Origin of the sequence: Nocardia sp. bgisy134 (genome assembly GCF_965341865.1) — a bacterium.
Classification (GTDB): Bacteria; Actinomycetota; Actinomycetes; order Mycobacteriales; family Mycobacteriaceae; genus Nocardia.
In genome coordinates this window covers 42,123-64,127 of sequence record NZ_CBDQZP010000010.1, presented here as the reverse complement: position 1 = coordinate 64,127, position 22,005 = coordinate 42,123, and the positions used below count along the sequence as shown (strand labels likewise).

Here is a 22,005-nt window from a genome sequence, read left to right as displayed (position 1 = left end):
CCCCAACACCAGCGGAACGAGGAGGTGCGGTGACCATTCGGGTCGGAGTGCTCGGAGCACGCGGGAAGGTCGGACAGGCGATCTGCGCGGCGGTACAGGCGGCGGACGACCTGGAGTTGGTCGCTGAGGTCGACAAGGGCGACGCGCTGGAGACGTTCGCGGCGAACGGCGTCCAGGTTGTGGTCGACTTCACCCACCCCGACGTGGTGATGGGGAACCTGAAGTTCCTGGTGGAGCACGGCATTCACGCGGTCGTCGGCACCACGGGCTTCGACGAGGCGCGGCTGAACGAGGTGCGCGGCTGGCTGGCCGACCGCCCCGAGACCGGCGTGCTGATCGCCCCGAACTTCGCCATCGGCGCGGTGCTGTCCATGCGCTTCGCCGAGCAGGCGGCGCGGTTCTTCGAATCCGTCGAGGTCATCGAGCTGCACCACCCGAACAAGGCCGACGCGCCCTCGGGCACCGCCTACCGCACCGCGGGCCTGATCGCCGAGGCCAGGGCGCGCGCGGGTGTGGGCCGCAGCCCCGACGCGACCACCACCGAACTGGAAGGCGCGCGCGGCGCCGACGTCGACGGCGTACGGGTGCACTCGGTGCGCCTGGCCGGGCTGGTCGCGCACCAGGAGGTGCTGTTCGGCACCCAGGGCGAGACCCTGACCATCCGGCACGACTCGATCGATCGCTCCTCGTTCGCGCCGGGCGTGCTACTCGGCGTCCGGGAGATCGCGGGTCGACCAGGCCTGACCGTCGGACTCGATCCGTTCCTCGATCTATGAGCGGGATGAGCGAGCGCGCCGTGCGGTCGACGGCCCCGTCGAAGGCGCACCCGTGAACGCCGAACCGGAGGCGAATGCCAGCCGCGGTGAGATCGTGCGCGTCGTCGGACTGATCGCCGCGCTGGTACTCGCGCTCGGTTTCTACTTCCTGCTGCTCGGCCGAATCGCGTTCGCCCTGATCGGCTCCGGCGAACCCGCTGGCGTCGCGATGGGTATCGGCGTGCTGCTGCTGCCGATCGTCGGCGTGTGGGTGGTGGTCGCCACCGTGCGCGCGGCACTCGCTCACCAGCACCTGTCTCGCCGCATCCACGAGGAGGGCCTGGAACTGGACACCTCCACGCTCGCGCGGCGACCGTCCGGCCGCATCGAACGCGCCGCGGCCGACGAACTGTTCGAGCAGGTGAAGCAGGAATGGGAGGCCGACCCGGACAACTGGCGGGTCTCCTATCGCCTGGCCCGCGCCTACGACTACGCGGGCGACCGCACCCGGGCGCGCGAAACCATGCGCCGCGCGGTGGCACTGGAGAAACTGGAACGCGAGCAGCGCGAAGGGTAGCGAACAGTGGCCCGACTGTTGATCATCCACCACACCCCGTCGCCGCACATGCAGGCGATGTTCGAGGCGGTGGTGTCCGGCGCGACCGATCCCGAGATCGAGGGCGTCGAGGTGGTGCGTCGTGCGGCGCTCGGGGTCACCGCGAGCGACGTGCTCGCCGCCGACGGATATCTGCTCGGCAGCCCGGCGAACCTCGGCTACATGTCGGGTGCGCTCAAGCACGCGTTCGACACGTTCTACTACCCGTGCCTGGACTCCACCAAGGGTCGCCCCTACGGCCTGTACCTGCACGGCAACGAAGGCACCGAAGGCGCCGAACGCGGTGTCGATCGCGTGACCACCGGGCTCGGCTGGGTGAAAGCGGTCGCGCCGGTGATCGTCATGGGCGCGCCGACCAAGGCGGACTTGGAACAATGCTGGGAGCTGGGCGCCACGGTCGCCGCACAGCTGATGGAATAGATCGGCCCCGATTTTTGGTGTCTGACCGGCTTGCCCACAGTGCCGTCATACTGCGAGGTGACGTTGAAGCGGGGGGCTGTGGACGAGTTGCTCGGGATGGGAGTGTCTAGGTGACGTGGGCCGACGGCGGCGGCGAGAGGGTAGTGCGAAGGATCGGGCTGGTCGAGGACCACGAATCGGTCGCGATAGGGCTCGCCGCGATGCTCGCGCCGGAACCGGATCTCGATCTGGTGTACACGGCGGGAACCGTGCCCGACCTGCTCACGGCGGCCGGGCCGGCGGCCGCGCTGGATCTGGTGGTGCTGGATCTGCGGCTGGCCGACGGCTCCGCACCCGAGGACAACGTGCGCGCGCTGCGTGAACGCGGCATCGAGGTGCTGGTGTTCACCGGAGCCGACAACGCGTTCTTGGTGCGGTCCGCGGCTCGCGCCGGCGTGCTCGGCGTGGTGCGCAAATCCGAGGACGTCCCGACCGTGGTGGCGGCCGTGCGCCGCGCCGCCTCGGGTGAGCAGGTGGTCACCACCGACTGGGCCGCCGCCATCGATGGCGACCCGCAACTGTCCGACGTGGGCCTCAGCCCCCGCCAGGAGGAAGTGCTCACCCTGTACGCCTCGGGCGAGAAGGCCTCCCGCGTGGCACGCTTGACCGGCCTCTCCGAGCAGACCGTCAACGACTACCTCGGCCGCATCCGCCAGAAGTACGCCGACGCGGGCCGTCCCGCCCCGACCAAGACCGACCTCTACAAGCGCGCCGTCGAGGACGGATGGCTTCCGGTTCCCGAGCGGCACCCGCGCGGATGATCCCGTCCAGCACGCTGGACACCGCATCGAGCGCGCTCGCGCCCGGACCCGACTCGACGTCGGCGAGCCGGTGGCGTCGCGTACGGGGAGTGGTGGGCGCCAACCATATCGACGAGGCCGCCTCGGACCGCATCCTGCGCAGGCTCGGGTTGACCTTCGCCATCGCCGGAATGATCGCCGCGGTGGTCGAGCTGCCGGAGATCGCCGATCAAAGCCGGTTCGCGCCGCTGGGCTGGACGGTGCTCGCGTTCGCGCTGGCCTTCGGGTGGTCCCCGGTGCTCGCCATCGTGTCGGTCCGCATGAGCAGGCGGGTCATCCAGTTCGTCGCGGGCGCCGCGGCGATCAGCTACATCGTCGCGATGGCGCTCATCCCGTTCGCGTATCACCAGCCCGTGACCGACGCCACCTCGGTGTGGCTGTACCGGGTGTTCGCGCTGGGCGTGCTGGCGGCGGCGCTGGCCTGGCGGCGGCCGATCGCGGTGTGCTACTTGGTCTTCGGCGGCGCGGTGGCGTCCGCTGCCAACATGTCCGTGGTGCCGCACGGCACGGGCTGGTCGCTGCTCAGCGATTTCGCGCGTGCCGTCGGGCTGTGCGCGCTGTTCCTCTGGTGTGCCGTCTACGCCAGGGCCGCCGCCGCCCGCGTCGACCGGGAATCGGCGATCGCGAGCAGCCGGGCCGCCGCCGCGGCGGGCGCGGCCGCCCGCGACCGGGAACGCGCCCGCTTCGCGGCGCTGATCCACGACGCGGTGCTCTCCACGTTGCTGGACGCCTCGCGCACCGGCACCGATTCCCCGGTGCTGCGCAAGCAGGCCGAACGCACCCTCGCCCAGCTCGACGAACTGCGCGGCAGCGAAGCCGAACCCGACCGGCTCAATGCCCAAGGGGCCGTCGGCTTCCTGCGCGCGTCGGTGCACGAGGTCAACCAGGGCATCGCGTTCAGCGCGCGCCGCTGGTCCGGAGTGGACGACCTGCGGCTGCCGGTGGACGCGGCGGGAACCATCGCCGCGGCGCTGGCGGAGGCGGTGCGCAACAGCCTGCGGCACGCCACGGTGCCGGGGCGCGCGGTGCAGCGCGCGGTCACCGTCACAGTGAGCGCGGGCGGTATCCGGGTGGTCTTCCGCGACGACGGTGCTGGCTTCGACCCGGCCAAGGTGCCGGTGGACCGGCTCGGCATCTCGGTCAGCATCCTCGGCCGCATGCGCAGGCTGCCGGGCGGCGCGGCGTTCGTCGAATCACAGCCGGGGGAAGGCACGTCGGTGACGCTGGTGTGGGGGAGCGATGGTTGACGCCGATTCCGATCTCGGGGTGCGCGATCTGCTCGGCCTGCGCGACGCGGCGGCCTGGCTGTTCCTGATCATCCTCGAGGTGACCATCGTCCTGTACATGGTCCGCAACTTCTCCGACGCGTCGCCGTTCGCGGCCATCACCGGGATCGTCCTGCTCGTGGTGGCCGGGGTCCTCGTGCTCGTCATCCCGGTGGACCCCTTGCCGTGGCCCGCAACGGTTTTCGTGGCCGCCTCCGGGCCCGCCGCGACCGCACTGAACACCTTGCACATCGATGAGGCCTGGTCGAAGCCGGTGTGGTCGGCGTTCGCCTCTTCGTATGTGCTCGCGGTGCTGGTGCTGCGCGGCAGGCTCGGAGCCGCCTGGCTCGGCGTCGCCGGCGTGGCCGCGGTGGTCGCGACCGTCAGCGCGACGGCCGGGCTGCGCGGCGGCGTCCTCGCGGGGACCGTGGTGCCGATCGCGACGGTCGCGAGCGTCTCGGTGTGCGCCGCGATCATGCGGCCCACCCAGCGCTCGCTGCGCCTGCTGCGCGAGGAAGCGACCATGCGCGCGGCGGCCGAGGCCACGATGGCCGCGGAGAACGGCGAACGCGATCGACAGCTGGCCCGGCTGGACAAGGTGGCGCGTCCGATTCTGGAGCGCATCGCCGACGGCGTCGAACTCACCGCCGCCGAGCGCGAACAGTGCAGGCTGCTGGAAGCCGAACTGCGCGACGGTCTGCGCGCGCCCCAGCTGGTCACCGACGAACTCAGCAGCGCCGCCCGCGGCGCGCGCTCGCGTGGTGTCGAGGTGGTGCTGCTGGACGACGGTGGTTTCGCCGGTGTGCCGCGCTGGGTGCGGCAGCGGGTGATCGACGCGGCGATCAGGGAATTGGACGCGGCGAACGCGGGCTCGATCACGGTCCGCGTGCTTCCGATGGGCCGCCGCATCCTCGCCACGGTGCTCGCGAACGCCCCCGCCAATGCGCGCCGCACCGAGATCGACGCGGCGGGCGAGGTCGCCGTCACGATTTGACCCCGGTCATTCGAGCAACGGGAAACGGCCCGAGGTCAGCAGCCCGGTGATGGCATCGATCTTCGCTTGCGGCGCGGCGTAATCCGGGTGTGCGCTCAGCACGGCGGCGGCGTCGCGGAGGCGATGGATCTGGGCGGCGGCTTCGGCGACGCCGCGCCCGCCCGCGCTGACCCGGTGACCGGCGAAGGCCGGGTTGCCGATGTCGACGCGGCCGAGGGCCATGGCCTTGTCGACGCGACGTGGGCAGCGGCACAACGCCTTCGGCTCGACCACCCCGCAGGTCGACCGCAGGAATGCGGCGAGACGCTGTTTGACGCGTTCGAGCCGCTTCTGGCAGGCCGCCGGTGTGGTGCCGAGGATCCAGGCGGCCTCGGCGGCGGTCAGTTCGAAGATCTCGCCGAGCACGAAGACGACGCGTTCGTCGCGGCCGAGGCATTGCAGCATCGCCTGCGTGCAGCTCAGCCGCACTTCCTCGGCCAACAGGGCGGCCTCGGGGCCCGCGTAGTCGACGGCGGCGAGTCCGTCGGCGAGGTCGTCGCGGAGATCGTCCAGGCCGATCTGATCGCGTTCCTGCGGTGACCGCCTGCGCAGGTTCAGCAGGTAGTTGACGCCGACGCGGTAGGCCCAGGTCAGCAGTTTCGCCTCGCCCCGCCAGGTGGACAGCCGGGTGACGACGCGCAGCAGGATCTCCTGCACGGCGTCCTCGGCATCGGGCGGCCGGCCGACCATGCGCAGCGCCAGCCGGTACAGCGGATCCTGCAGGCGGCCGATCACCTCCCGCAGCGCCGCCTGGTCACCGTCGACGGCGCGCGCGACGAGCCGCAGCTCTTCCTGATCCGGGCCCGTCACCTGATGGCCGGGGAGCTGGTCGGCTTCGACGGTCCGTGCCTCGAGCGGCCCCGACGGAGCGCTTCCGGCCGGGCTGTCGACGGGCTCGTGCGTGCCCCGTTCCCGCCGACGAGCGCTCGGTGGCGTGGCCGCCGCCCTTTCGGAAGCGTCGCGCATCGTTATCGATCCTCTCTGTTTCACACCGCGGTCGGCTGCGCGGTCAGCGCGTGCCTGCGCAGCCAGTTCGCGACCGCCCGCCCGATGGCGTCGGGCTGGTCCTCCGGGCTGTGGTGGGCGCCCGGTCCGACCGACTCGACCTCGACGGCGGCGAAAGTCCGTGCCGCCCAGTCGATCACCTCCGGAGAACCGAGGCCGACCCCCGGCTCGACACGCATCAGCAGCTTGGGCACCTCCGGGCTCTCCGCCATCCAGCGTCCGTAGTCGCGGACCCGCTGGGCGACGTCGGCGGGCTCGCCGTCGAGGGGGAACTCCCTGGCCCACGCCAGCATCGGCTTGCGCGTGTCCGGGGTGGGGTAGGGCGCGCGGTAGGCGTCGAGATCGGCCTCGGTGAGTCCGGCGATGAGCTTGGGCAGGTTGTATTCGATGAACAGATTCTGTTCCAGCACGGCCTTTTCGCCCTCCGGCGAGCGGAAGGTGCGGAACATCTCGGCCGATCCCTGCGGCAGTTCGTCCCAGCGCGTCGGGCGCAGGAACGTCTCGATCAGCGCGATGCCGCCGACCCGGCCCGGGTGGCGGGCCGCGTAGTCCATCGCGAGCGTGCCGCCCCAGTCGTGGCCGACGACGACGAACCTATCGAGGCCGAGGGCGTCGAACCACGCGTCGAGGTACCGGGCGTGATCGTCGAGCCGGTAGGCGATGTCCGGCTTGCCCGAGGCGCCCATGCCGATGAGATCCGGTGCCAAGCACCGGGTCTGGTCGGCGACATGCGGAATCACGTTGCGCCACAGGTAGGACGACGTCGGGTTGCCGTGCAGGAAGACGACGGGGGTCTCACCCGACCCGGTGTCGTGGTAGTGGAGGTAGGAGTCGAGAACGTCGATGGTGGCCATGGGGGCGTCCTTTCCGGTGTTGTGCCCTGTCACTCCGGTTCGACACCGGATTTCGACGCCGTCCGACAACTCCGGTCTGTGATGTGCGCCACTGGACGCGGGGCGCTCAGGCCAGCAGCGGAAACTGCCCCGACCGTAACAGCGTCGCGATGGCGTCCATCCGTTCGCTGGGCGCGGCGTAATCCGGATGCCCGCGCAGCACCGCCGCGACGTCGTGCAGCCGGATCATCTGTTCCTCGGCCTCGAGCACCGTCCGGCCGCCGGGGCTCACCGGATGGGTGGCGTACCGCGGCGCGGCCGGGTCGACGCGGCCGAGTGCGACCGCCTTCTCGACCCGCCGCGAGCAGCGGCACGCCGCACGCGGGTCGGCCACACCGCACGCGGAGCTCAGGAACGCGCCGAGACGTTTCTTGGCGCGCTCCAATCGTTTTCGGTAGGCGGCCGGGGTGATGTCGAGAATCCACGCCGCGTCCGCCGAACCGAGTTCGAAGACCTGGCCGAGCACGAACGCGACACGCTCCTCGCGGGCCAGGCATTGCAGCATGCCCTGGCTGCAGTTGAGCCGGACCTCGCTGGACAGCAAGGCGGCCCTGGGCCCGCGGTAGTCCTCGGCGGCCAAGCCGTCGGTGAGTCCGGCGCCGAACTCCTCCAGGCTGAGCTCGTGTTGTTCCTGCGGCGACCGGGTGCGCAGGTTGATCAAGTAGTTGACGCCGATGCGGTACGCCCAGGTGAGCAGCTTCGCCTCGCCGCGGAAGGTGGCGAGACGGGTGACCGCGCGGATCAGGATCTCCTGGGTGGCGTCCTCCGCCTCGGCGGGTCGCCCCACCATCCGCAGGGCCAGCCGATACAGCGGATCCTGCAACATGCGAACGATGTCGGCGACCGCGTCCCGATCGCCGTCCACCGCGCGGGCGACCAACGCCGCCTCCGCGCGGCGGACGTCCGTCGCCGCCTCGTGGTCCGGATCGCCCGCCGTGGTGTCTGCACTGCTCATTCGGGCAATCTTCGCCAGCGCGCGGCGGTGTCGCAAACGCGACGGTTCGGCGCGGGGCGACCGGGCCGACGGCCCGGCTCGGTCGCCCCGAACGACGCCACGGACGACAGGGATTCAGGCCCGCGCGACGGCCGGAATCAGCGCGCGCCTGCGCAGCCATTCCGACACCGCCGCGCCGATCTCGTCCGGCCGATCCTCCGGCGCGTGGTGCCCGGCGGGCGGGATCGACACCAGCTCGGTGTCGGCGAAAGTGGTTGCGGCCCAGCGCGCCGTCTCGGGCGAGCCGAGGCCGACGCCGTTCTCCAGCGCCATGATCAGCGTCGGGATACCCGGCGTCTCGGCCAGGTATCGGCCGTAGTTGTGCATGGTGGCGACCACGTCGGCGGGCTCGCCGCCCAGCGGGATCTCCCTCGGCCACGCCAGCAGCGGCTTGCGCGTGGCGGGCGTGGGGTAGGGCGCGCGATAGACGTCGTGGTCCTGCTGCGACAGGTTCGCGACGCCGTTCGGCAGATTGAACTCGATGAACATGTTCTCCTCCAACACCATTCGTTCGCCCTCGGCGCTGCGGAACTTGCGGAACAGCTCGGCGCCGAGCGGCGGCATCTCCTCCCATTCCAGCGGCCGCAAGAAGGTCTCGATCAGCGCGATGCCGCGCACCCGGCCCGGGTGCCGGGCGGCCCAGTCCATGCCGAGCGCGCCGCCCCAGTCGTGGCCGACCAGGACCACCTCGTCCAGGCCGAGCGCGTCGAACCAGGCGTCCAGGTAGCGGGCGTGGTCGACGAAGCGGTAGTCGATGTCGGGCTTGCCCGACGCTCCCATGCCGATGAGATCGGGGGCCAGCGCCCTGGCCTGATCGGCGACGTGCGGAATCACGTTGCGCCACAGGTACGACGAGGTCGGGTTGCCGTGCAGGAACACCACGGGCACGGAACCCGCGCCGGTACCGGTGTCGGTGTAGGAGATGAACGAATCGAGAACGTCGACGGTGGGCACGATGTTGCTCCCTCGGAATCGTGGGTGTGACGCGGTGCGCCACTCCCTTCGCTGCTGACACCTGTTTCGACACACCGCTCGGCCCCGCTGTGACCGGACGATGTGTGACGCTCGACACAGTGCGTCGCGGGGTCCGGACCTGCGGACGAGCCCGGCGCGGGAACATGCCGTCCGATTCGTGTCGGACCCCCGTGGCATTGTTCGGGTATGCGGAAGATGAGTGCGGCGGCCGCGCGGCGGACGGCCCTGGCCGCGCAGGGGTTCGGCAGGCGGCGCCCGGCGACTGTCACCCGGCGCACGGTGGCCGACATGCTCGCCAGAACACAACTGCTGCAACTCGATTCGGTGTCGGCGGTGGTGCGCGCGCACTACGCCCCGGTGTTCAGCAGGATCGGCGGCTACGATCGCGCGCTGCTCGACGAGTTCGCCTGGAGTCACAGCCCGAAGCGTCCGCGGCGGCTGGTCGAATACTGGGCGCACGAGGCCGCGCTCATCCCGGTAGAGGACTGGCCGCTGATGCGCTGGCGGATGGTGCAGTACCAGCACGGCCGCTGGTCGGGGATGCGTAAGGTGCTGGAACGGAATCCGACGCTGGGCAAGGACATCCTGGACGTGATCCGCGACGTGGGCGCCGCGACCGCCGGTGAGGTGGAACGGCATCTCGAGCTGGACAAGCCGCGGCCCAAGGGTTCCTGGTGGAACCTCAGCGACACCAAGATGATCTGCGAACAGCTCTTCGCCGCGGGCGAGCTCTCCGTCGACAAGCGCGTCGGCTTCACCCGGCACTACGACCTCGCCGAGCGGGTGATCCCGCCGGAAGTGTTGGCGCGCAACGTCTCCGAAGCGGACGCCGTGGTGGAACTGGTCCGCCACGCAGCCACCGCGCTCGGCATCGGCACCGAGACCGACCTGCGCGATTACTACCGGCTGCACCGTGCCCAGACCGAGCCCGCGATCGCGGCGCTGGTGGACGCGGGCGAACTCGAAGAGATCGAGGTCGCCGGGTGGGGCAAACCCGCCTACCTGTGGTCCGAGGCGGCCACGCCGCGGCGCGTCGAGGGCGTCGCGCTGCTGTGCCCGTTCGATCCGCTGGTCTTCTTCCGGCCGCGCACCGAGCGGATCTTCGACTTCCACTACCGCATCGAGATCTACACCCCCGAGCACAAGCGGGTGCACGGCTACTACGTCTTCCCCTTCCTGAAGGACGGGGAGCTGGTGGGCCGCGTCGACCTGCGCGCCGAACGCGCGCACGGGCGGCTGCTGGTGCCCGGCGCGTTCGCCGAACCGGGCCGCTGCGACGCGGAGACCGCGGCGGCGCTGCGCACGGCCCTGCGTGAGATGGCGGACTGGCTCGAACTCGACGATGTCGTGATCGGTGAACGCGGCGATCTGGCGGCGCTGCTGTAGTCGCCCGGATGTAGCAGGCCGGATCGGGTGCGGCGGCCGGTGTCAGATGTCGCGCTTGGGTCCGTGGCCCCGCATCTGGTCGCGCAGCGCACCGGACACCGCGTTGGACAACCACGAGTTCAGCGAGACCCCGTTGGCCGCGGCCGCCTCCTCGGCCTTCGCCTTCATCTGCTCGACGAGGCGCAGCGTGACCCGGCTGATGTCGCCGGTCATGTCCTCGATGGTCGGGTGCTCCTCGCCGGCGTTCCTGCGCACGTCCACCGTGGCGTCGGTGCCGTCCACCGAGACGCGCACGGTGCGGTCGGCCAGTTCCGCGCTGACCTCGGCGGCCAGCTCGGAGAGGGCCGCGAGCAGCACGAGCCGGGCCGAGGATTCGGTCGCCGCGGCCAAGGCGGCGGCGGTGGCCTGGGTCTTCTCGTCGCCGAGCGCTGCTGCCGCCACGAGGTTCTCGCGCAGCTGAGCGGTGTACTTGTTCAAATCCATGACACCATTATGACGTCGTTTTTGGCGTCATTCAAGGAAAAGATTGATGTCTTCGCGGCGTCGGTGGGAGGTGAATCACCCGGCCGGGCAGCCGGATCGCCGGTCAGGGTGTCGAGGGTGCTCCGGGGACCGGGTAGCCTTTCTGACCATGACGAACGGTGAATCGACGCCAACGGAGTTGCGCGCGTCCGGCACGGTAGGTGTCGCGATGGTGACCCCCTTCAGTGCCGACGGCAAGCTGGATGTCGATGCCGGGGTCGCGCTGGCGGCCCGTCTCGTCGACCGCGGCGTCGATCTGCTCGCGATCTCCGGTACCACCGGTGAGTCGCCGACCACCACCGAGTCGGAGAAGTTCGACCTGCTGCACGCCGTCGTCGACGCCGTGGGCGATCGCGCCACCGTGATCGCGGGTGCGGGCACCTACGACACCGCCCACTCCATCGAACTCGCGCGCAACGCGCAGCGGGCGGGCGCGCACGGTCTGCTCGTGGTGACGCCCTACTACTCGCGCCCGTCGCAGGAGGGCCTGATCGCGCACTTCACCGCGGTCGCCGATGCCACCGATCTGCCGGTCACCCTCTACGACATTCCGCCGCGCTCCATCATCCCGATCGGCCCCGACACGATTCGCAAGCTCGCCGAGCATCCGCGCATCGTCGCGGTCAAGGACGCCAAAGGCGACCTGAACGCGGGCGCCGACCTCATCGCCAGCACCGGGCTGGCCTGGTACTCCGGTGACGACAGCCTGAACCTGCCCTGGTTGTCCATCGGCGCCGTCGGATTCATCAGCGTCATCGGCCATCTCGTGCCCGAGCGCCTGCGCGAGCTGGTCGACGCCTATCAGGCGGGAGACGTGGCGCGAGCCCGTGACATCAACGCTCGACTCGTCCCGTTGAACCACGCGATGGCGCGCCTGGGCGGCGTCGCGATGACCAAGGGTGGGCTGCGCCTGCTCGGCGTCGACGTCGGCGAGCCGCGGTTGCCGCAGCTGATGCCGAGCGCCGACGCGCTGAACCGGCTCGCCGAGGACCTGCAGGCTGCGGGGGTCCTGGGATGAGCGACCGCAGTGATCTAGCCGTAGGCGCATCCGTCATCCGACAGGAGGTGTCGAAATGACCACTCCGCGCCGCCCCCGCCGCTCCGCGTCCCGTCCCGCGGGCGCTCCCGAACCCGCTCCCGTCGAACGGGAACGCACCGAAAAGCCCGCCGCCGAACCGGTCGCGGCGCAGCCCGAGGTCGCCGCGCAGCCCGAGGTCGCGGCTCGGCCCGAAAAGGTCCAGCAGCCCGAGGTCGCCGAGTCCCCCCGCGCGGAGTCCGCACGAAAGTCGGACCGCACCAAGAAGGCTCAGGCTCAGCAGCCCGAACCCGCGCGGCAGAACGGTCAGGGCCGCCGCTCCGGCCGCGGTCGGCAAGGTCGCGGTCGCGGCGAACAGCCGCCCGCCAAGCCGCCCGTGGTGGCGGCGCAGGACCGGCTCGGCGCCCCGCCGAAGCTGCCCAAGAACGGTCTGCGCGTCTTCGCGCTGGGCGGCATCGGCGAAATCGGCCGCAACATGACCGTTTTCGAATACGACGGCAAGCTGCTCATCGTCGACTGCGGCGTGCTCTTCCCCGAGGATCAGCAGCCCGGCGTCGACCTGATCCTGCCCGACTTCCGGCCCATCGAGGACCGGATGGACGACGTCGTCGCGATCGTGCTCACCCACGGTCACGAGGACCACATCGGCGCGGTGCCGTTCCTGCTGCGCATGCGCGGTGACATCCCGGTCATCGGCGCCAAGTTCACCCTCGCGCTGGTCGCCGCGAAGTGCCGCGAGCACCGGCTGCACCCCAAGCTCATGGAGGTCGTCGAGGGCGAGACCACCATCCACGGTCCGTTCGAGTGCGAGTACTTCGCGGTCAACCACTCGATCCCGGACGCGATCGCGGTCGCCATCCGCACCCCGGCGGGCGTCGCGCTGCACACCGGCGACATCAAGCTGGACCAGCTGCCGCTGGACGGACGGCTCACCGACCTGGCCGGTTTCTCCCGGCTCGGCGACGAGGGCGTCGATCTGTTCCTGGTGGACTCCACCAACGCCGAGGTTCCCGGGTTCGTCACGCCGGAACGCGAGATCGGCGGCGTGCTGGACAACGTGATCGGCAAGGCGCGCAACCGGGTCATCGTGGCGTCCTTCGCCAGCCACGTGCACCGCATCCAGCAGGTCGTCGACGTGGCCCAGAAGTACGGCCGCCGTATCTGTTTCGTCGGTCGCTCGATGGTCCGTAACATGCAGATCGCCCAGGATCTGGGCTATCTGACGGTGCCCGACGGCGTCGTTGTCGACCTCGATGTCGCCGCGACCCTGCCCGGCGACCGCCTGGTGCTGATCTCGACCGGTTCGCAGGGCGAGCCGCTCTCGGCGCTGTCCCGGATGGCGCGCGGCGATCACCGGCAGATCCACATCCGCGCCGACGATCTGGTGGTGCTGGCCTCCTCGCTGATCCCCGGCAACGAGAACTCGGTGTTCGCCGTGGTCAACGGGCTGGCCAGGCTGGGCGCGACGGTCATCACCCAGCAGAACGCCAAGGTGCACGTCTCCGGCCACGCCTCCGCGGGCGAGCTGCTGTACCTGTACAACGCGGTGCGACCCACCAATGCCATGCCGGTGCACGGCGAATGGCGGCACCTGCGGGCCAACGCCGCGCTCGCGGTGGCCACCGGCGTCCCCGAGGACCGGGTGGTGCTCGCCGAGGACGGCGTGGTGGTCGACCTGGTGGACGGTATCGCGTCCATCGTCGGCCGGGTGCCGGTCGGCCACGTCTACGTGGACGGCCTGTCCGTCGGCGATGTCGGCGAGTCCACGCTGTCGGACCGCCTGGTGCTCGGCGAGGGCGGGTTCATCTCCATCACCGTCGCCATCGATGAGACCACCGGCAAGGCCGTGAGCACACCGGAGCTGAGCGGGCGCGGCTTCTCCGACGACCCGACCGCGCTGGCCGATGCCGCCGAACTCGTCGAGGCCGAGCTGCTGCGGTTGGCGGGCGAGGGCGTCACCGACATCCACCGCATCGCCCAGGGCGTGCGCCGGGTGGTCGGACGCTGGGTCGCCGAGACCTACCGCCGCCGTCCGATGATCGTGCCGACTGTCATCGGCGTCTGATCCGAAACGCGAAAAGCGCCGGAAGGCATTGCCTTCCGGCGCTTTTCGCTTTTCTGCTACTGAGCCTGGCAGGCCGCCGAGTCCAGCTTCGCCGAGCGCACGATGTTGCAGGTGAACTGGTGGGAGACCTTCCAGTCGCTGCCTTCGGCGACGAACTCGACGAACGCGTTCTCCACCGGCTGCCCGTCGATGGTGACCTTCGCGTCGGCCTTCAGCTTGCCGTCCTTCGGCTCCTGCACATTGGTGATCTGGACGGTCACCTTGTTGCGCTTGGCCGCGTCGACCAGCTTGTCGACCAGCTGCGGATCGCGCTCGGCGTCCTGGATCCAGCTGATCTTCTCCTCGGCGCTCACCGAGGGATCGAAGGCGCGGTTGATGCGCTCGTTGAGCAGCGAAGCGGCCGGCTTGGGCAGGTTCGGCGCCGTGGTGGTGGCGGGCGCCTTGCCGTCGACGGCCTTGTCCTCGTTCTTGCCTTCCTCGAACTTGCCTGCGGGCGAGGTGCTGGTGCCCGTGCTCGAGGAGTCACTGGTGGAGCTGCACGCGCCGAGCGCGAACGCCGAGGCGGTCAGCAGCACGGCGACCGCGGCCCGAATGGAGCGGTGTTTCACGATTTTCCCCTGGTGAAGTGGTGTCGCGGTCTCGGAGCGGACGACGCGACGGTGTCGGATTTACAGCGAGTAGCCCGAGGTGCAGCGCCAGTCGACGACCCAGCCGCCGGAGAGGCGGCTCAGCGCCGCGGCGCGGGCCTCGGAGTAGCTGGGCCGCGCCGACGCGCTCCAGCGCGTGTCGGAGCTTGCGAGCACGCCGCAGCCGTTGGTCCAGGAGACCAGGGTGGAGCAGCCGTAGCCGCAGACGTCGATCGCGGCGTCCTCGGCGGCGCTGTAGCTTCCGTAGTTGTTGGCGATGCCGTAGCTACCGTCGCTCGACACGGCGATCGCGCCGTAGTAGCCGTATCCGGCCTGCGCCGGTGCCGAGGTGGCCAGCATCGAACCGACCGTTGCCACGATGACCGCGGCAGCGGTGAAGAACTTCTTCAAGGTGAATCCCTTCGAACTGATAGGTCCACGACCCTATGGACCAGTGACAAGCTACCGAGCAACCATTCGGGAATCCAGTCCGGGCTTTCCTTTTCGGAATTGCGCGGGTCCGGACCACCGGCCGGTCATCATGGCGACCGCCCGGTATTCGATAGGGTTGGCACGTGAGCATGGCACAACGGGAACGTCAAGCGCTGGTGGCCGCGATGTCGTCGGCCGGTCCGGATGCGCCGACCCTCTGCGGCGCGTGGACCGTGCGAGATCTGGCGGCGCACTTGATCGTTCGGGAACGCCGCCCCGACGCCGCGCCGGGCATCCTGCTGAAACCGTTCGCCGGCTACCTCGAATCGGTGCAGGACCGCGTGGCGCGCAAGCCGTTTCCCGAACTGCTCGACCTGGTGCGGACCGGCCCGCCCTGGTGGTCGCCGCTGAAGCCGGTGGACGCGCTGGTCAACCTGAGCGAGATGTTCGTGCACCACGAGGATGTGCGCCGCGCCGGATCGGACTGGCAGCCGCGCGAACTCTCCGACGCCGACGAGTCCCAGCTGTGGAACCAGGTGCGACGGGTCGGCAAGATGGCCTACCGTGATTCGCCGGTGCCGGTGGTGCTGGCGACGCCCGACGGCCGCCGGGCGGAGGTGAAGTCGGCGCAGGGCGCCGCGGTGACGCTCACCGGTAAGCCTTCCGAACTCCTGCTGCACGCCTTCGGCCGCGACAAGGTCCGCATCGAGACCGCGGGCGACGAGGATGCCGTGCGCGCGGTGCTGGAACTCGACCGCTCCTTCTGAACCGACCCCTGTCCACCGCCCGAGCGGGGCCTTCGACTGTGATCCGCCGCGCTCGAGGCGGGCGATACGGGTGTTGCGGATGGTCTGTATGGGGCGTTTGCGGCTAGCCTGGGTCCATGGCAGGTAAGTCCCGCAGCACCACGACACCTCGTGCGCGGGCGGGATCGGCCCGGGGGAGGACCACCACGGCGCGATCTCGTTCCACCACACCCCGGGGTGGTTCCGCACCGCGCGGGCGCGCTACACCGGCCCGTAGACCCGTGCGCCGCACGTCCGACACCGCGCCGCTGGCCGTCATCAGCCGCGGCATCACCAGCGGCTGGAACATGCTGGCCCGTGGGCTCGGCGCCACCACCCGCACGCTCAGCCGGGCGGGCGAGATCGAACACGGTCACCGCCGCGACGGGGTCGCGCTCGCGCTGATCGCGCTGAGCGGCGTCATCGCGGCCGCGGTGTGGCTCTCGGCGGGTGGCCCGATCGGGCACTGGGTGGAAGAAGCGATCCGGGCGGTGTCCGGGTCCGCCTCGGCCGCACTGCCCTTCGTCGCGACCGGCATCGCGATCACCCTCATGCGCACCGAGCCGCACCCCGAGATCCGGCCGCGATTGGTGCTGGGCGGATTGCTGGTCGGTCTGCCGCTGCTGGGCATCTGGCATCTCGCCGCGGGCGCGCCCACCGACGCGCACGGCCGCTCGCGCGCCGCCGGTTTCGTCGGTTACGTGATCGGCGGGCCGCTGGCGAGCGGGCTCACCGCCTGGCTGGCCGTGCCGATCCTTTTGCTCGCCATCGTCTTCGGCGTGCTGCTGCTGACCGGGACCACAGTCAGGGAGGTCCCGCAGCGGCTGCGCGAATACTTCGGCACCGCGGCGGGCGGCGACGAGTACGGCGATCTCGAGCCGGAACGCGACTACGACCCCGCCAACTACGACGCCGACGGTTTCCCCGTGCACCGCACCGCCTCCCGGCGCCGCGGCCGCACCCCGGCCGAGAACTATCCGCCCGACGAGTTCGCCGGATCCGACGCGGTCACCGAATCGCTGGGCGAGCCGCCGCTGCGCGACGCCAAGCCCATCGCCGCGGAACCGCCGCCGGAACCGCCCAAGCCCAAGAAACGCCCGGCGCCGAAGGCACAGGATCAAACCCCGCCGCCGCCGAAGGAACCCGAGTTCGTCGCCGACCGGGTGATCGAGGGCGATTACTCGCTGCCGCCGCTGACGCTGCTCACCGACGGTGAACCGCCCAAGAAGCGCAGCGCCGCCAACGAATCGATGATCGAGGCGATCACCGAGGTGCTCGTGCAGTTCAAGATCGACGCGGCGGTCACCGGATTCGTGCGCGGCCCGACGGTCACCCGGTACGAGGTGGAACTCGGTCCGGGCGTGAAGGTCGAGAAGATCACCGCGCTGGCGCGCAACATCGCCTACGCCGTCGCCACCGAGAACGTCCGGCTGCTCGCCCCGATCCCGGGCAAGTCCGCCGTCGGCATCGAGGTGCCCAACGCCGACCGTGAACTGGTGCGGCTGGCCGACGTGCTGAAAGCGCCGTCCACCCGAAACGACCACCACCCGTTGGTGATCGGTCTCGGCAAGAACATCGAGGGTGAATTCGTCTCCGCGAACTTGGCGAAGATGCCTCATCTGCTCGTTGCGGGTTCCACCGGATCGGGTAAGTCCAGCTTCGTCAACTCGATGCTGGTCTCGCTGCTGCAACGCGCCACGCCGGAGGAGGTCAGGATGATCCTGATCGACCCCAAGATGGTCGAACTCACCCCGTACGAGGGCATTCCGCACCTGATCACGCCCATCATCACCCAGCCGAAGAAGGCCGCCGCCGCGCTGGCCTGGCTGGTGGAGGAGATGGAGCAGCGCTACCAGGACATGCAGGCCAACAAGGTGCGCCACATCGACGACTTCAACAAGAAGGTGAAGTCCGGTGCGATCACCGCGCCGCTGGGCAGCGAGCGGGTCTACCGGCCCTACCCCTACATCCTCGCCATCGTCGACGAGCTCGCCGACCTGATGATGACGGCGCCGCGCGACGTGGAGGACGCGATCGTCCGCATCACCCAGAAGGCCCGCGCCGCGGGCATCCACCTGGTGCTGGCGACACAGCGTCCGTCGGTGGACGTGGTCACCGGTCTGATCAAGACCAACGTGCCGTCCCGCCTGGCGTTCGCGACCTCTTCGCTCACCGACTCCCGGGTCATCCTCGACCAGCCGGGCGCCGAGAAGCTGATAGGCATGGGCGACGGCCTGTTCCTGCCCATGGGCGCGGGCAAGCCCACCCGCTTGCAGGGCGCGTTCATCAGCGACGAGGAAATCCACGCCGTCGTCGACTTCGCCAAGAACCAGGCCGAACCCGAGTACCAGGAGGGCATCACCGCGGCCAAGGCCGGGGAGAAGAAAGACGTCGACCCCGATATCGGCGACGACCTCGACGTGCTACTCCAGGCCATCGAGCTGGTCGTCACGTCCCAGTTCGGCTCCACCTCCATGCTGCAACGCAAGCTGCGCGTCGGTTTCGCCAAGGCGGGCCGCCTGATGGACCTCATGGAGACTCGCGGCGTCGTCGGTCCCAGCGAAGGGTCCAAGGCCCGTGACGTGCTCGTCAAGCCCGACGAGCTGGAGGGGCTGCTGTGGTCTGTCCGCGGCGGCGGACCGGAGCCGGACGACGCCGACGAGTAGACGTACCTCCGCCCCGGTCGTGCGCGATCCGGAGACGGACTCCAAGCCGGCCGCGTCTACCGGTCACCACAGGTGTGTGTAGTGGACGATCGCGTCGGCGATCAGGGCCGCGCCCAAGAGCCCGAAGATGATTCGCACCGAGAGCGGACCGTATTCGGTCAGGACGCGGACGATCGTTCGATACACGCGGCGGGCTCGCGCGGTGCCGCGGACGGACAGGGCGAGAATCAGCAGCGGCGGCAGCAGCGCGACCGCGCAGTAGGCGATGATGATCAGCGGCCACAGCGTCGGTAGCGGGTCGTGCGCCGACAGCATGGCCAGACCCGCGAGATACGGCACCGCCGTCGGCGCCTGCGCGAAGCCGATCGCGACGCCGACCAGCGCCAGCACCCAGGGCCGTCGCCGAGCTTTGGTCGCCCACGCGGGCGGGTCACGGCGCGCGCCGGAAGGCAGCACGGAGAACAGCAGCAGCACCAGGCCCACCGCCAGTTCGCCCCAGTAGCGGATGGTCGGCGTCAGCTCGAAGCCGATCAGCGAGGTGAGCCAGTTGATGCCGAGCACGGCGCAGATCCCGAACGTGGTGGTCATCGCGAACACGCCCGCGACGAAACTCAGACCGCCGGGCAATGGTGACCGCCGCGCGAGCTTGCTGTCGTACACGATCGCCACCGTGACGCCGACGAGCAGCAGATCGAGCGAATCGAGAAAGGCGAAGCCGGTCAGCGCCAAGAGCAGAGTCACCATGACCACACCGAACATACGCGAGGTCCGTGCGGCCCCGGTCGGCCAGCATGCTGCGGATACAGTCTCGAGTGGTGGCCGTCACTCCTTGCGGGCTTGCAGGGTGTAGCTGAGCGGGACGCGCTCGGGATGCTCGATCAGCCGCCACTCGTCGTGCTCGTCGCAGGTCATCCTGCCCGGCAGGGCATTCCACGGGACGCTGCGGTGTTCGGTCAGCCCGGTGAGGGTGAGGCCGGTGGCCAGCAGCGCCGACACGATCTCGCCGAGGCCGTGGTTCCACTCGTGGGTGATGGTCGGGTCGAGACGGCCGTCGATCTCGACATAGGTGGACTCGTTGGAGAACACCATCGGCTCGGGCGTTTCGAAATACGAGTAGCCGAGGGTCAATCGGTCGGTGACCTCTTCGTCGAGCGCCCACAGCATCGGGTGGGCTTCGCGCAGGAACAGCCGCCCGCCGGGGCGCAGCAGCTCGGCCACGGTCCGTGCCCAGTGGTCGACGCTCGGCAGCCAGCACAGCGCGCCGATTCCGGTGAACACCAGGTCGAACCGTTCCGCGCCGAGCGCCGAGACCGCGTCGTACACATCGGCTTCGACGAAATCCACCTCGGCGTCCGCCTGACGTGCCAGCGATCGAGCCTGCGCCAGCGACGCGGGACTGAAGTCGAGGCCGGTCATGCGAGCGCCGAGGCGGGCCAGCGAGATCGTGTCGGTGCCGATGTGACACTGCAAGTGCACGCCGCGCAGACCACGCAGGTCGCCGAGCAGCGGCAGATCGAAACGCACTGTCGCGCTCAGGAAGTCCGGTTCGGCGAGGAACCGCGCCACCCGATAGCCCGGCGACGCGGCATGCATGGGCGCACGCTGGTCCCAGTTGGCCCTGTTCAGGGTGCGGTAGTCCTCGGTCACAGTCATCGACTGTGACACGCCTGAGCACCTGCCGCACGCGAATATTCGGGCCCCGAACCGGCCCGCGAGATTGCGGCGCATCCGCCATGCTCGACGTCGCACGTCATCGGCGCGCTTGGGAGGACTCGAACCTCCGACCTCCCGCTTCGTAGACGGGCGCTCTTTCCCACTGAGCTACAAACGCTCGTCCGCGCTTGCGCGCGAACTCGTTCCCTCGGCGAGATTCGAACTCGCAACTCCCGGCTCCTAATGCCGGCGCCTCTGCCAGTTGGGCTACGAGGGACTACGGTCTGGCGGCCGAAAGTTCTCGGCAGCAGGAGGATTCGCGCCTCCGTGGTGTGCGCGCCCGGGTGACGACCGGTCCCTTCGTCCGCTCGGGCATGCTGCCGGACCGCTGTTTCGTTGTACGGCGCGGACGGAGGGAGTCGAACCCCCGACCTTCGGTTTTGGAGACCGGTGCTCTACCAGTTGAGCTACGTCCGCAGACGGAAAGGGGTCATTCCTGGCAGTTGCCGCGGAATGACCCCGTGCGAGAGGTTCTCGAACGTCGAGAACTCAGGGACCGCTCCGGACGCGCGTCCAGCGGTGATCGAGTAGGTGAGTGGAGCGCGGGGCGTTCGGGCGCGCGGCGGCGTCGAGCGACCACTGTCGCTGCTGCCGGATCCGCGCGGTCATCGCCGAGGCCTTTCGGTTCGTGGGTGGGGAAGTGGTTCCCCCGGTGCTCTTTCGAGAGCGGTATTCGTCTTCTTCGAAGCTAACACCCGAATCCGCCCGGGGACACCGGTTTTCCGTACCCGGTCGGTATGTCCGATTTTCTGCCATGCCGCAATGTGCTCGCAATCACCTAGACATGGCCTTTCATGCGTCCGACGTGTGTTCTTGTGCCCGACAGGCGGCTCTCCGGAGTGTGACAGGATGGTCGGCAACCAACCCGCTAGCCGACAAGAACGGACAAATCGGGCATGATGGCCGTCATGACTACCGCCTCCGATCGGGCCGCAGCATGCAGGTGACCGCACTCGAATGGGGGATCACCATCGCGGTGATCCTCGGCTTGTTCGTCTTCGACTTCTTCGCCCACGTGCGCACCCCGCACGAACCGACCTTCCGCGAATCGGCCTTCTGGTCGGCGGTCTACATCAGCATCGCCTTGGCCTTCGGCGGGTTCGTCGCCTGGCGGTGGGGCTCGACCTTCGGCGGGGAGTACTACGCCGGTTTCGTCACCGAGAAGGCGCTCTCGGTGGACAACCTGTTCGTCTTCCTGATCATCATGACCACCTTCGCCGTGCCACGGATCTACCAGCAGAAGGTGCTGCTCATCGGCATCGTGCTCGCGCTGGCCATGCGTGGTGCGTTCATCGCGGTCGGCGCCGCCGCGATCAGTGCGTTCAGCTGGGTGTTCTACCTGTTCGGCGCTTTCCTGATCTACACCGCCGTCAAGCTGCTGCGCGAGAGCGGGCACGAGGTGGAGGCCGAGGAGAAGCGCGACAGCCGCATCGTCGCGCTGGCCAAGCGGGTGCTGCCGACCACCGACGAGTACGACGGCGACAAGCTCGTCACCCGGGTCGGCGGCCGCTGGGTGGTGACCCCGCTGCTGCTCGCGTTGCTCGCCATCGGCTTCGCGGACCTGCTGTTCGCGCTGGATTCCATCCCCGCGATCTACGGCCTCACCGAGGAGCCGTACCTGGTGTTCACCGCCAACGCGTTCGCGCTCATGGGCCTGCGCCAGCTGTACTTCCTGATCGGCGGCCTGCTGGACCGGCTGGTGTACCTGTCCTACGGCCTGGCCGCGATCCTGGCGTTCATCGGCGTCAAGCTGGTGCTGCACGCGCTGCACGAGAACACGCTGCCGTTCGTCAACGGCGGCGAGCACGTCAGCGTGCCGGAGATCTCGACCCCGGTCTCGCTGGGCGTCATCATCGGCGTGCTGGTCGTTGCCACCGTCGCCAGCCTGATCAAGACCCGAGGCACGGCGCCCCAGGACGCCCGATAGGCGTACCGCCGAGCCCCGCGTGCCGGGACATGTGACGAAGAGCCCCGCACCC

Annotated in this window: 21 protein-coding genes and 3 tRNA genes; 12 read left to right on the top strand and 12 right to left on the bottom strand. The window is 69.7% G+C overall.

Annotated elements, in window-relative coordinates; translation table 11 throughout:
- Window positions 1-29: 29 nt before the first annotated feature.
- From dapB to ACRWNM_RS18810, 6 genes are all read left to right on the top strand, one after another.
- The gene (gene dapB, locus ACRWNM_RS18835; protein WP_431969225.1) at window positions 30-776 is read left to right on the top strand and encodes a 4-hydroxy-tetrahydrodipicolinate reductase; all 747 of its coding nucleotides are present in this window, start codon (window positions 30-32) and stop codon (window positions 774-776) included.
- A gap of 52 nt (window positions 777-828) precedes the next feature.
- Entirely contained in the window at window positions 829-1,332 is a 504-nt protein-coding gene (locus tag ACRWNM_RS18830) for a hypothetical protein (protein ID WP_431969223.1), read from the top strand.
- A gap of 6 nt (window positions 1,333-1,338) precedes the next feature.
- Window positions 1,339-1,791, top strand: coding sequence for a flavodoxin family protein (locus ACRWNM_RS18825; RefSeq protein ID WP_431969221.1), 453 nt, complete (start codon window positions 1,339-1,341; stop codon window positions 1,789-1,791).
- A 110-nt stretch (window positions 1,792-1,901) separates the two neighbouring features.
- Complete coding sequence (locus ACRWNM_RS18820) at window positions 1,902-2,591, top strand: DNA-binding response regulator (RefSeq protein WP_431969217.1); 690 nt, start codon at window positions 1,902-1,904, stop codon at window positions 2,589-2,591.
- A complete protein-coding gene (locus ACRWNM_RS18815) occupies window positions 2,555-3,877 on the top strand; it encodes a sensor histidine kinase (protein WP_431969215.1) in 1,323 nt (440 codons plus the stop codon). The genes ACRWNM_RS18820 and ACRWNM_RS18815 overlap by 37 nt, the downstream gene beginning before the upstream one ends.
- Entirely contained in the window at window positions 3,870-4,889 is a 1,020-nt protein-coding gene (locus ACRWNM_RS18810; RefSeq protein ID WP_431969213.1) for a hypothetical protein, read from the top strand. The genes ACRWNM_RS18815 and ACRWNM_RS18810 overlap by 8 nt, the downstream gene beginning before the upstream one ends.
- 6 nt (window positions 4,890-4,895) lie before the next feature.
- Here ACRWNM_RS18810 and ACRWNM_RS18805 read toward each other — a convergent pair whose 3' ends face one another.
- From ACRWNM_RS18805 to ACRWNM_RS18790, 4 genes are all read right to left on the bottom strand, one after another.
- Complete coding sequence (locus tag ACRWNM_RS18805; protein ID WP_431969211.1) at window positions 4,896-5,894, bottom strand: RNA polymerase sigma factor; 999 nt, start codon at window positions 5,892-5,894, stop codon at window positions 4,896-4,898.
- Window positions 5,895-5,914: 20 nt separating this feature from the next.
- Entirely contained in the window at window positions 5,915-6,787 is an 873-nt protein-coding gene (locus ACRWNM_RS18800) for a haloalkane dehalogenase (protein WP_431969209.1), read from the bottom strand.
- Between the two features lie 106 nt (window positions 6,788-6,893).
- Entirely contained in the window at window positions 6,894-7,781 is an 888-nt protein-coding gene (locus ACRWNM_RS18795; RefSeq protein ID WP_431969207.1) for an RNA polymerase sigma factor, read from the bottom strand.
- A 114-nt stretch (window positions 7,782-7,895) separates the two neighbouring features.
- Entirely contained in the window at window positions 7,896-8,774 is an 879-nt protein-coding gene (locus ACRWNM_RS18790) for a haloalkane dehalogenase (RefSeq protein WP_431969205.1), read from the bottom strand.
- A gap of 207 nt (window positions 8,775-8,981) precedes the next feature.
- Here ACRWNM_RS18790 and ACRWNM_RS18785 point away from each other — a divergent pair, with 207 nt between their 5' ends.
- Window positions 8,982-10,181: a winged helix-turn-helix domain-containing protein gene (locus tag ACRWNM_RS18785; RefSeq protein WP_431969203.1), complete on the top strand. Its 1,200-nt coding sequence runs from the start codon at window positions 8,982-8,984 to the stop codon at window positions 10,179-10,181.
- A gap of 42 nt (window positions 10,182-10,223) precedes the next feature.
- On the opposite strand, the gene ACRWNM_RS18780 is transcribed toward ACRWNM_RS18785, so the two are convergent.
- The gene (locus ACRWNM_RS18780; protein ID WP_431969201.1) at window positions 10,224-10,664 is read right to left on the bottom strand and encodes a toxin-antitoxin system HicB family antitoxin; all 441 of its coding nucleotides are present in this window, start codon (window positions 10,662-10,664) and stop codon (window positions 10,224-10,226) included.
- A 148-nt stretch (window positions 10,665-10,812) separates the two neighbouring features.
- On the opposite strand from ACRWNM_RS18780, the gene dapA reads away from it, so the two are divergent.
- Window positions 10,813-11,721, top strand: coding sequence for a 4-hydroxy-tetrahydrodipicolinate synthase (gene dapA / locus ACRWNM_RS18775; protein ID WP_431969199.1), 909 nt, complete (start codon window positions 10,813-10,815; stop codon window positions 11,719-11,721).
- A 55-nt stretch (window positions 11,722-11,776) separates the two neighbouring features.
- A complete protein-coding gene (locus ACRWNM_RS18770) occupies window positions 11,777-13,804 on the top strand; it encodes an RNase J family beta-CASP ribonuclease (RefSeq protein ID WP_431969197.1) in 2,028 nt (675 codons plus the stop codon).
- A gap of 56 nt (window positions 13,805-13,860) precedes the next feature.
- Here ACRWNM_RS18770 and ACRWNM_RS18765 read toward each other — a convergent pair whose 3' ends face one another.
- Window positions 13,861-14,412 carry a hypothetical protein gene (locus ACRWNM_RS18765; RefSeq protein WP_431969195.1) on the bottom strand — a complete coding sequence of 184 codons (552 nt, stop codon included), beginning with the start codon at window positions 14,410-14,412 and terminating at the stop codon, window positions 13,861-13,863.
- A gap of 60 nt (window positions 14,413-14,472) precedes the next feature.
- Window positions 14,473-14,841, bottom strand: a complete 369-nt coding sequence (locus ACRWNM_RS18760) for a DUF4189 domain-containing protein (RefSeq protein WP_084501663.1) — start codon at window positions 14,839-14,841, stop codon at window positions 14,473-14,475.
- Between the two features lie 164 nt (window positions 14,842-15,005).
- Between ACRWNM_RS18760 and ACRWNM_RS18755 the strand changes: the two genes are divergently transcribed.
- Both ACRWNM_RS18755 and ACRWNM_RS18750 read left to right on the top strand, forming a co-directional pair.
- Window positions 15,006-15,629 (top strand): TIGR03085 family metal-binding protein, encoded by a 624-nt coding sequence (locus ACRWNM_RS18755; protein WP_431969193.1) that lies wholly within the window; start codon window positions 15,006-15,008, stop codon window positions 15,627-15,629.
- Window positions 15,630-15,745: 116 nt separating this feature from the next.
- The gene (locus tag ACRWNM_RS18750) at window positions 15,746-18,313 is read left to right on the top strand and encodes a DNA translocase FtsK (protein WP_431969191.1); all 2,568 of its coding nucleotides are present in this window, start codon (window positions 15,746-15,748) and stop codon (window positions 18,311-18,313) included.
- A gap of 63 nt (window positions 18,314-18,376) precedes the next feature.
- Here ACRWNM_RS18750 and ACRWNM_RS18745 read toward each other — a convergent pair whose 3' ends face one another.
- From ACRWNM_RS18745 to ACRWNM_RS18725, 5 genes are all read right to left on the bottom strand, one after another.
- Complete coding sequence (locus tag ACRWNM_RS18745) at window positions 18,377-19,057, bottom strand: GAP family protein (RefSeq protein ID WP_431969189.1); 681 nt, start codon at window positions 19,055-19,057, stop codon at window positions 18,377-18,379.
- Window positions 19,058-19,135: 78 nt separating this feature from the next.
- Entirely contained in the window at window positions 19,136-19,960 is an 825-nt protein-coding gene (locus tag ACRWNM_RS18740) for a class I SAM-dependent methyltransferase (protein ID WP_431969535.1), read from the bottom strand.
- 110 nt (window positions 19,961-20,070) lie between these two features.
- A tRNA-Arg gene (locus tag ACRWNM_RS18735) sits at window positions 20,071-20,144 on the bottom strand.
- A gap of 25 nt (window positions 20,145-20,169) precedes the next feature.
- A tRNA-Leu gene (locus ACRWNM_RS18730) sits at window positions 20,170-20,243 on the bottom strand.
- A 127-nt stretch (window positions 20,244-20,370) separates the two neighbouring features.
- A tRNA-Trp gene (locus ACRWNM_RS18725) sits at window positions 20,371-20,443 on the bottom strand.
- Between the two features lie 520 nt (window positions 20,444-20,963).
- On the opposite strand from ACRWNM_RS18725, the gene ACRWNM_RS18720 reads away from it, so the two are divergent.
- Window positions 20,964-21,953 (top strand): TerC family protein, encoded by a 990-nt coding sequence (locus tag ACRWNM_RS18720; RefSeq protein ID WP_431969187.1) that lies wholly within the window; start codon window positions 20,964-20,966, stop codon window positions 21,951-21,953.
- The last annotated feature ends 52 nt before the right edge of the window (window positions 21,954-22,005 follow it).

Excerpts from the sequence above, each read along its gene's own strand:
- ACRWNM_RS18815 (WP_431969215.1), top strand. The coding sequence starts at position 2,555 with ATGGCTTCCGGTTCCCGAGCGGCACCCGCGCGGATGATCCCGTCCAGC.
- ACRWNM_RS18810 (WP_431969213.1), top strand. The coding sequence starts at position 3,870 with ATGGTTGACGCCGATTCCGATCTCGGGGTGCGCGATCTGCTCGGCCTG.
- ACRWNM_RS18805 (WP_431969211.1), bottom strand. The coding sequence starts at position 5,894 with ATGCGCGACGCTTCCGAAAGGGCGGCGGCCACGCCACCGAGCGCTCGT.
- ACRWNM_RS18800 (WP_431969209.1), bottom strand. The coding sequence starts at position 6,787 with ATGGCCACCATCGACGTTCTCGACTCCTACCTCCACTACCACGACACC.
- ACRWNM_RS18795 (WP_431969207.1), bottom strand. The coding sequence starts at position 7,781 with ATGAGCAGTGCAGACACCACGGCGGGCGATCCGGACCACGAGGCGGCG.
- ACRWNM_RS18785 (WP_431969203.1), top strand. The coding sequence starts at position 8,982 with ATGCGGAAGATGAGTGCGGCGGCCGCGCGGCGGACGGCCCTGGCCGCG.
- ACRWNM_RS18780 (WP_431969201.1), bottom strand. The coding sequence starts at position 10,664 with ATGGATTTGAACAAGTACACCGCTCAGCTGCGCGAGAACCTCGTGGCG.
- dapA (WP_431969199.1), top strand. The coding sequence starts at position 10,813 with ATGACGAACGGTGAATCGACGCCAACGGAGTTGCGCGCGTCCGGCACG.
- ACRWNM_RS18770 (WP_431969197.1), top strand. The coding sequence starts at position 11,777 with ATGACCACTCCGCGCCGCCCCCGCCGCTCCGCGTCCCGTCCCGCGGGC.
- ACRWNM_RS18750 (WP_431969191.1), top strand. The coding sequence starts at position 15,746 with ATGGCAGGTAAGTCCCGCAGCACCACGACACCTCGTGCGCGGGCGGGA.
- ACRWNM_RS18745 (WP_431969189.1), bottom strand. The coding sequence starts at position 19,057 with ATGGTGACTCTGCTCTTGGCGCTGACCGGCTTCGCCTTTCTCGATTCG.
- ACRWNM_RS18720 (WP_431969187.1), top strand. The coding sequence starts at position 20,964 with ATGCAGGTGACCGCACTCGAATGGGGGATCACCATCGCGGTGATCCTC.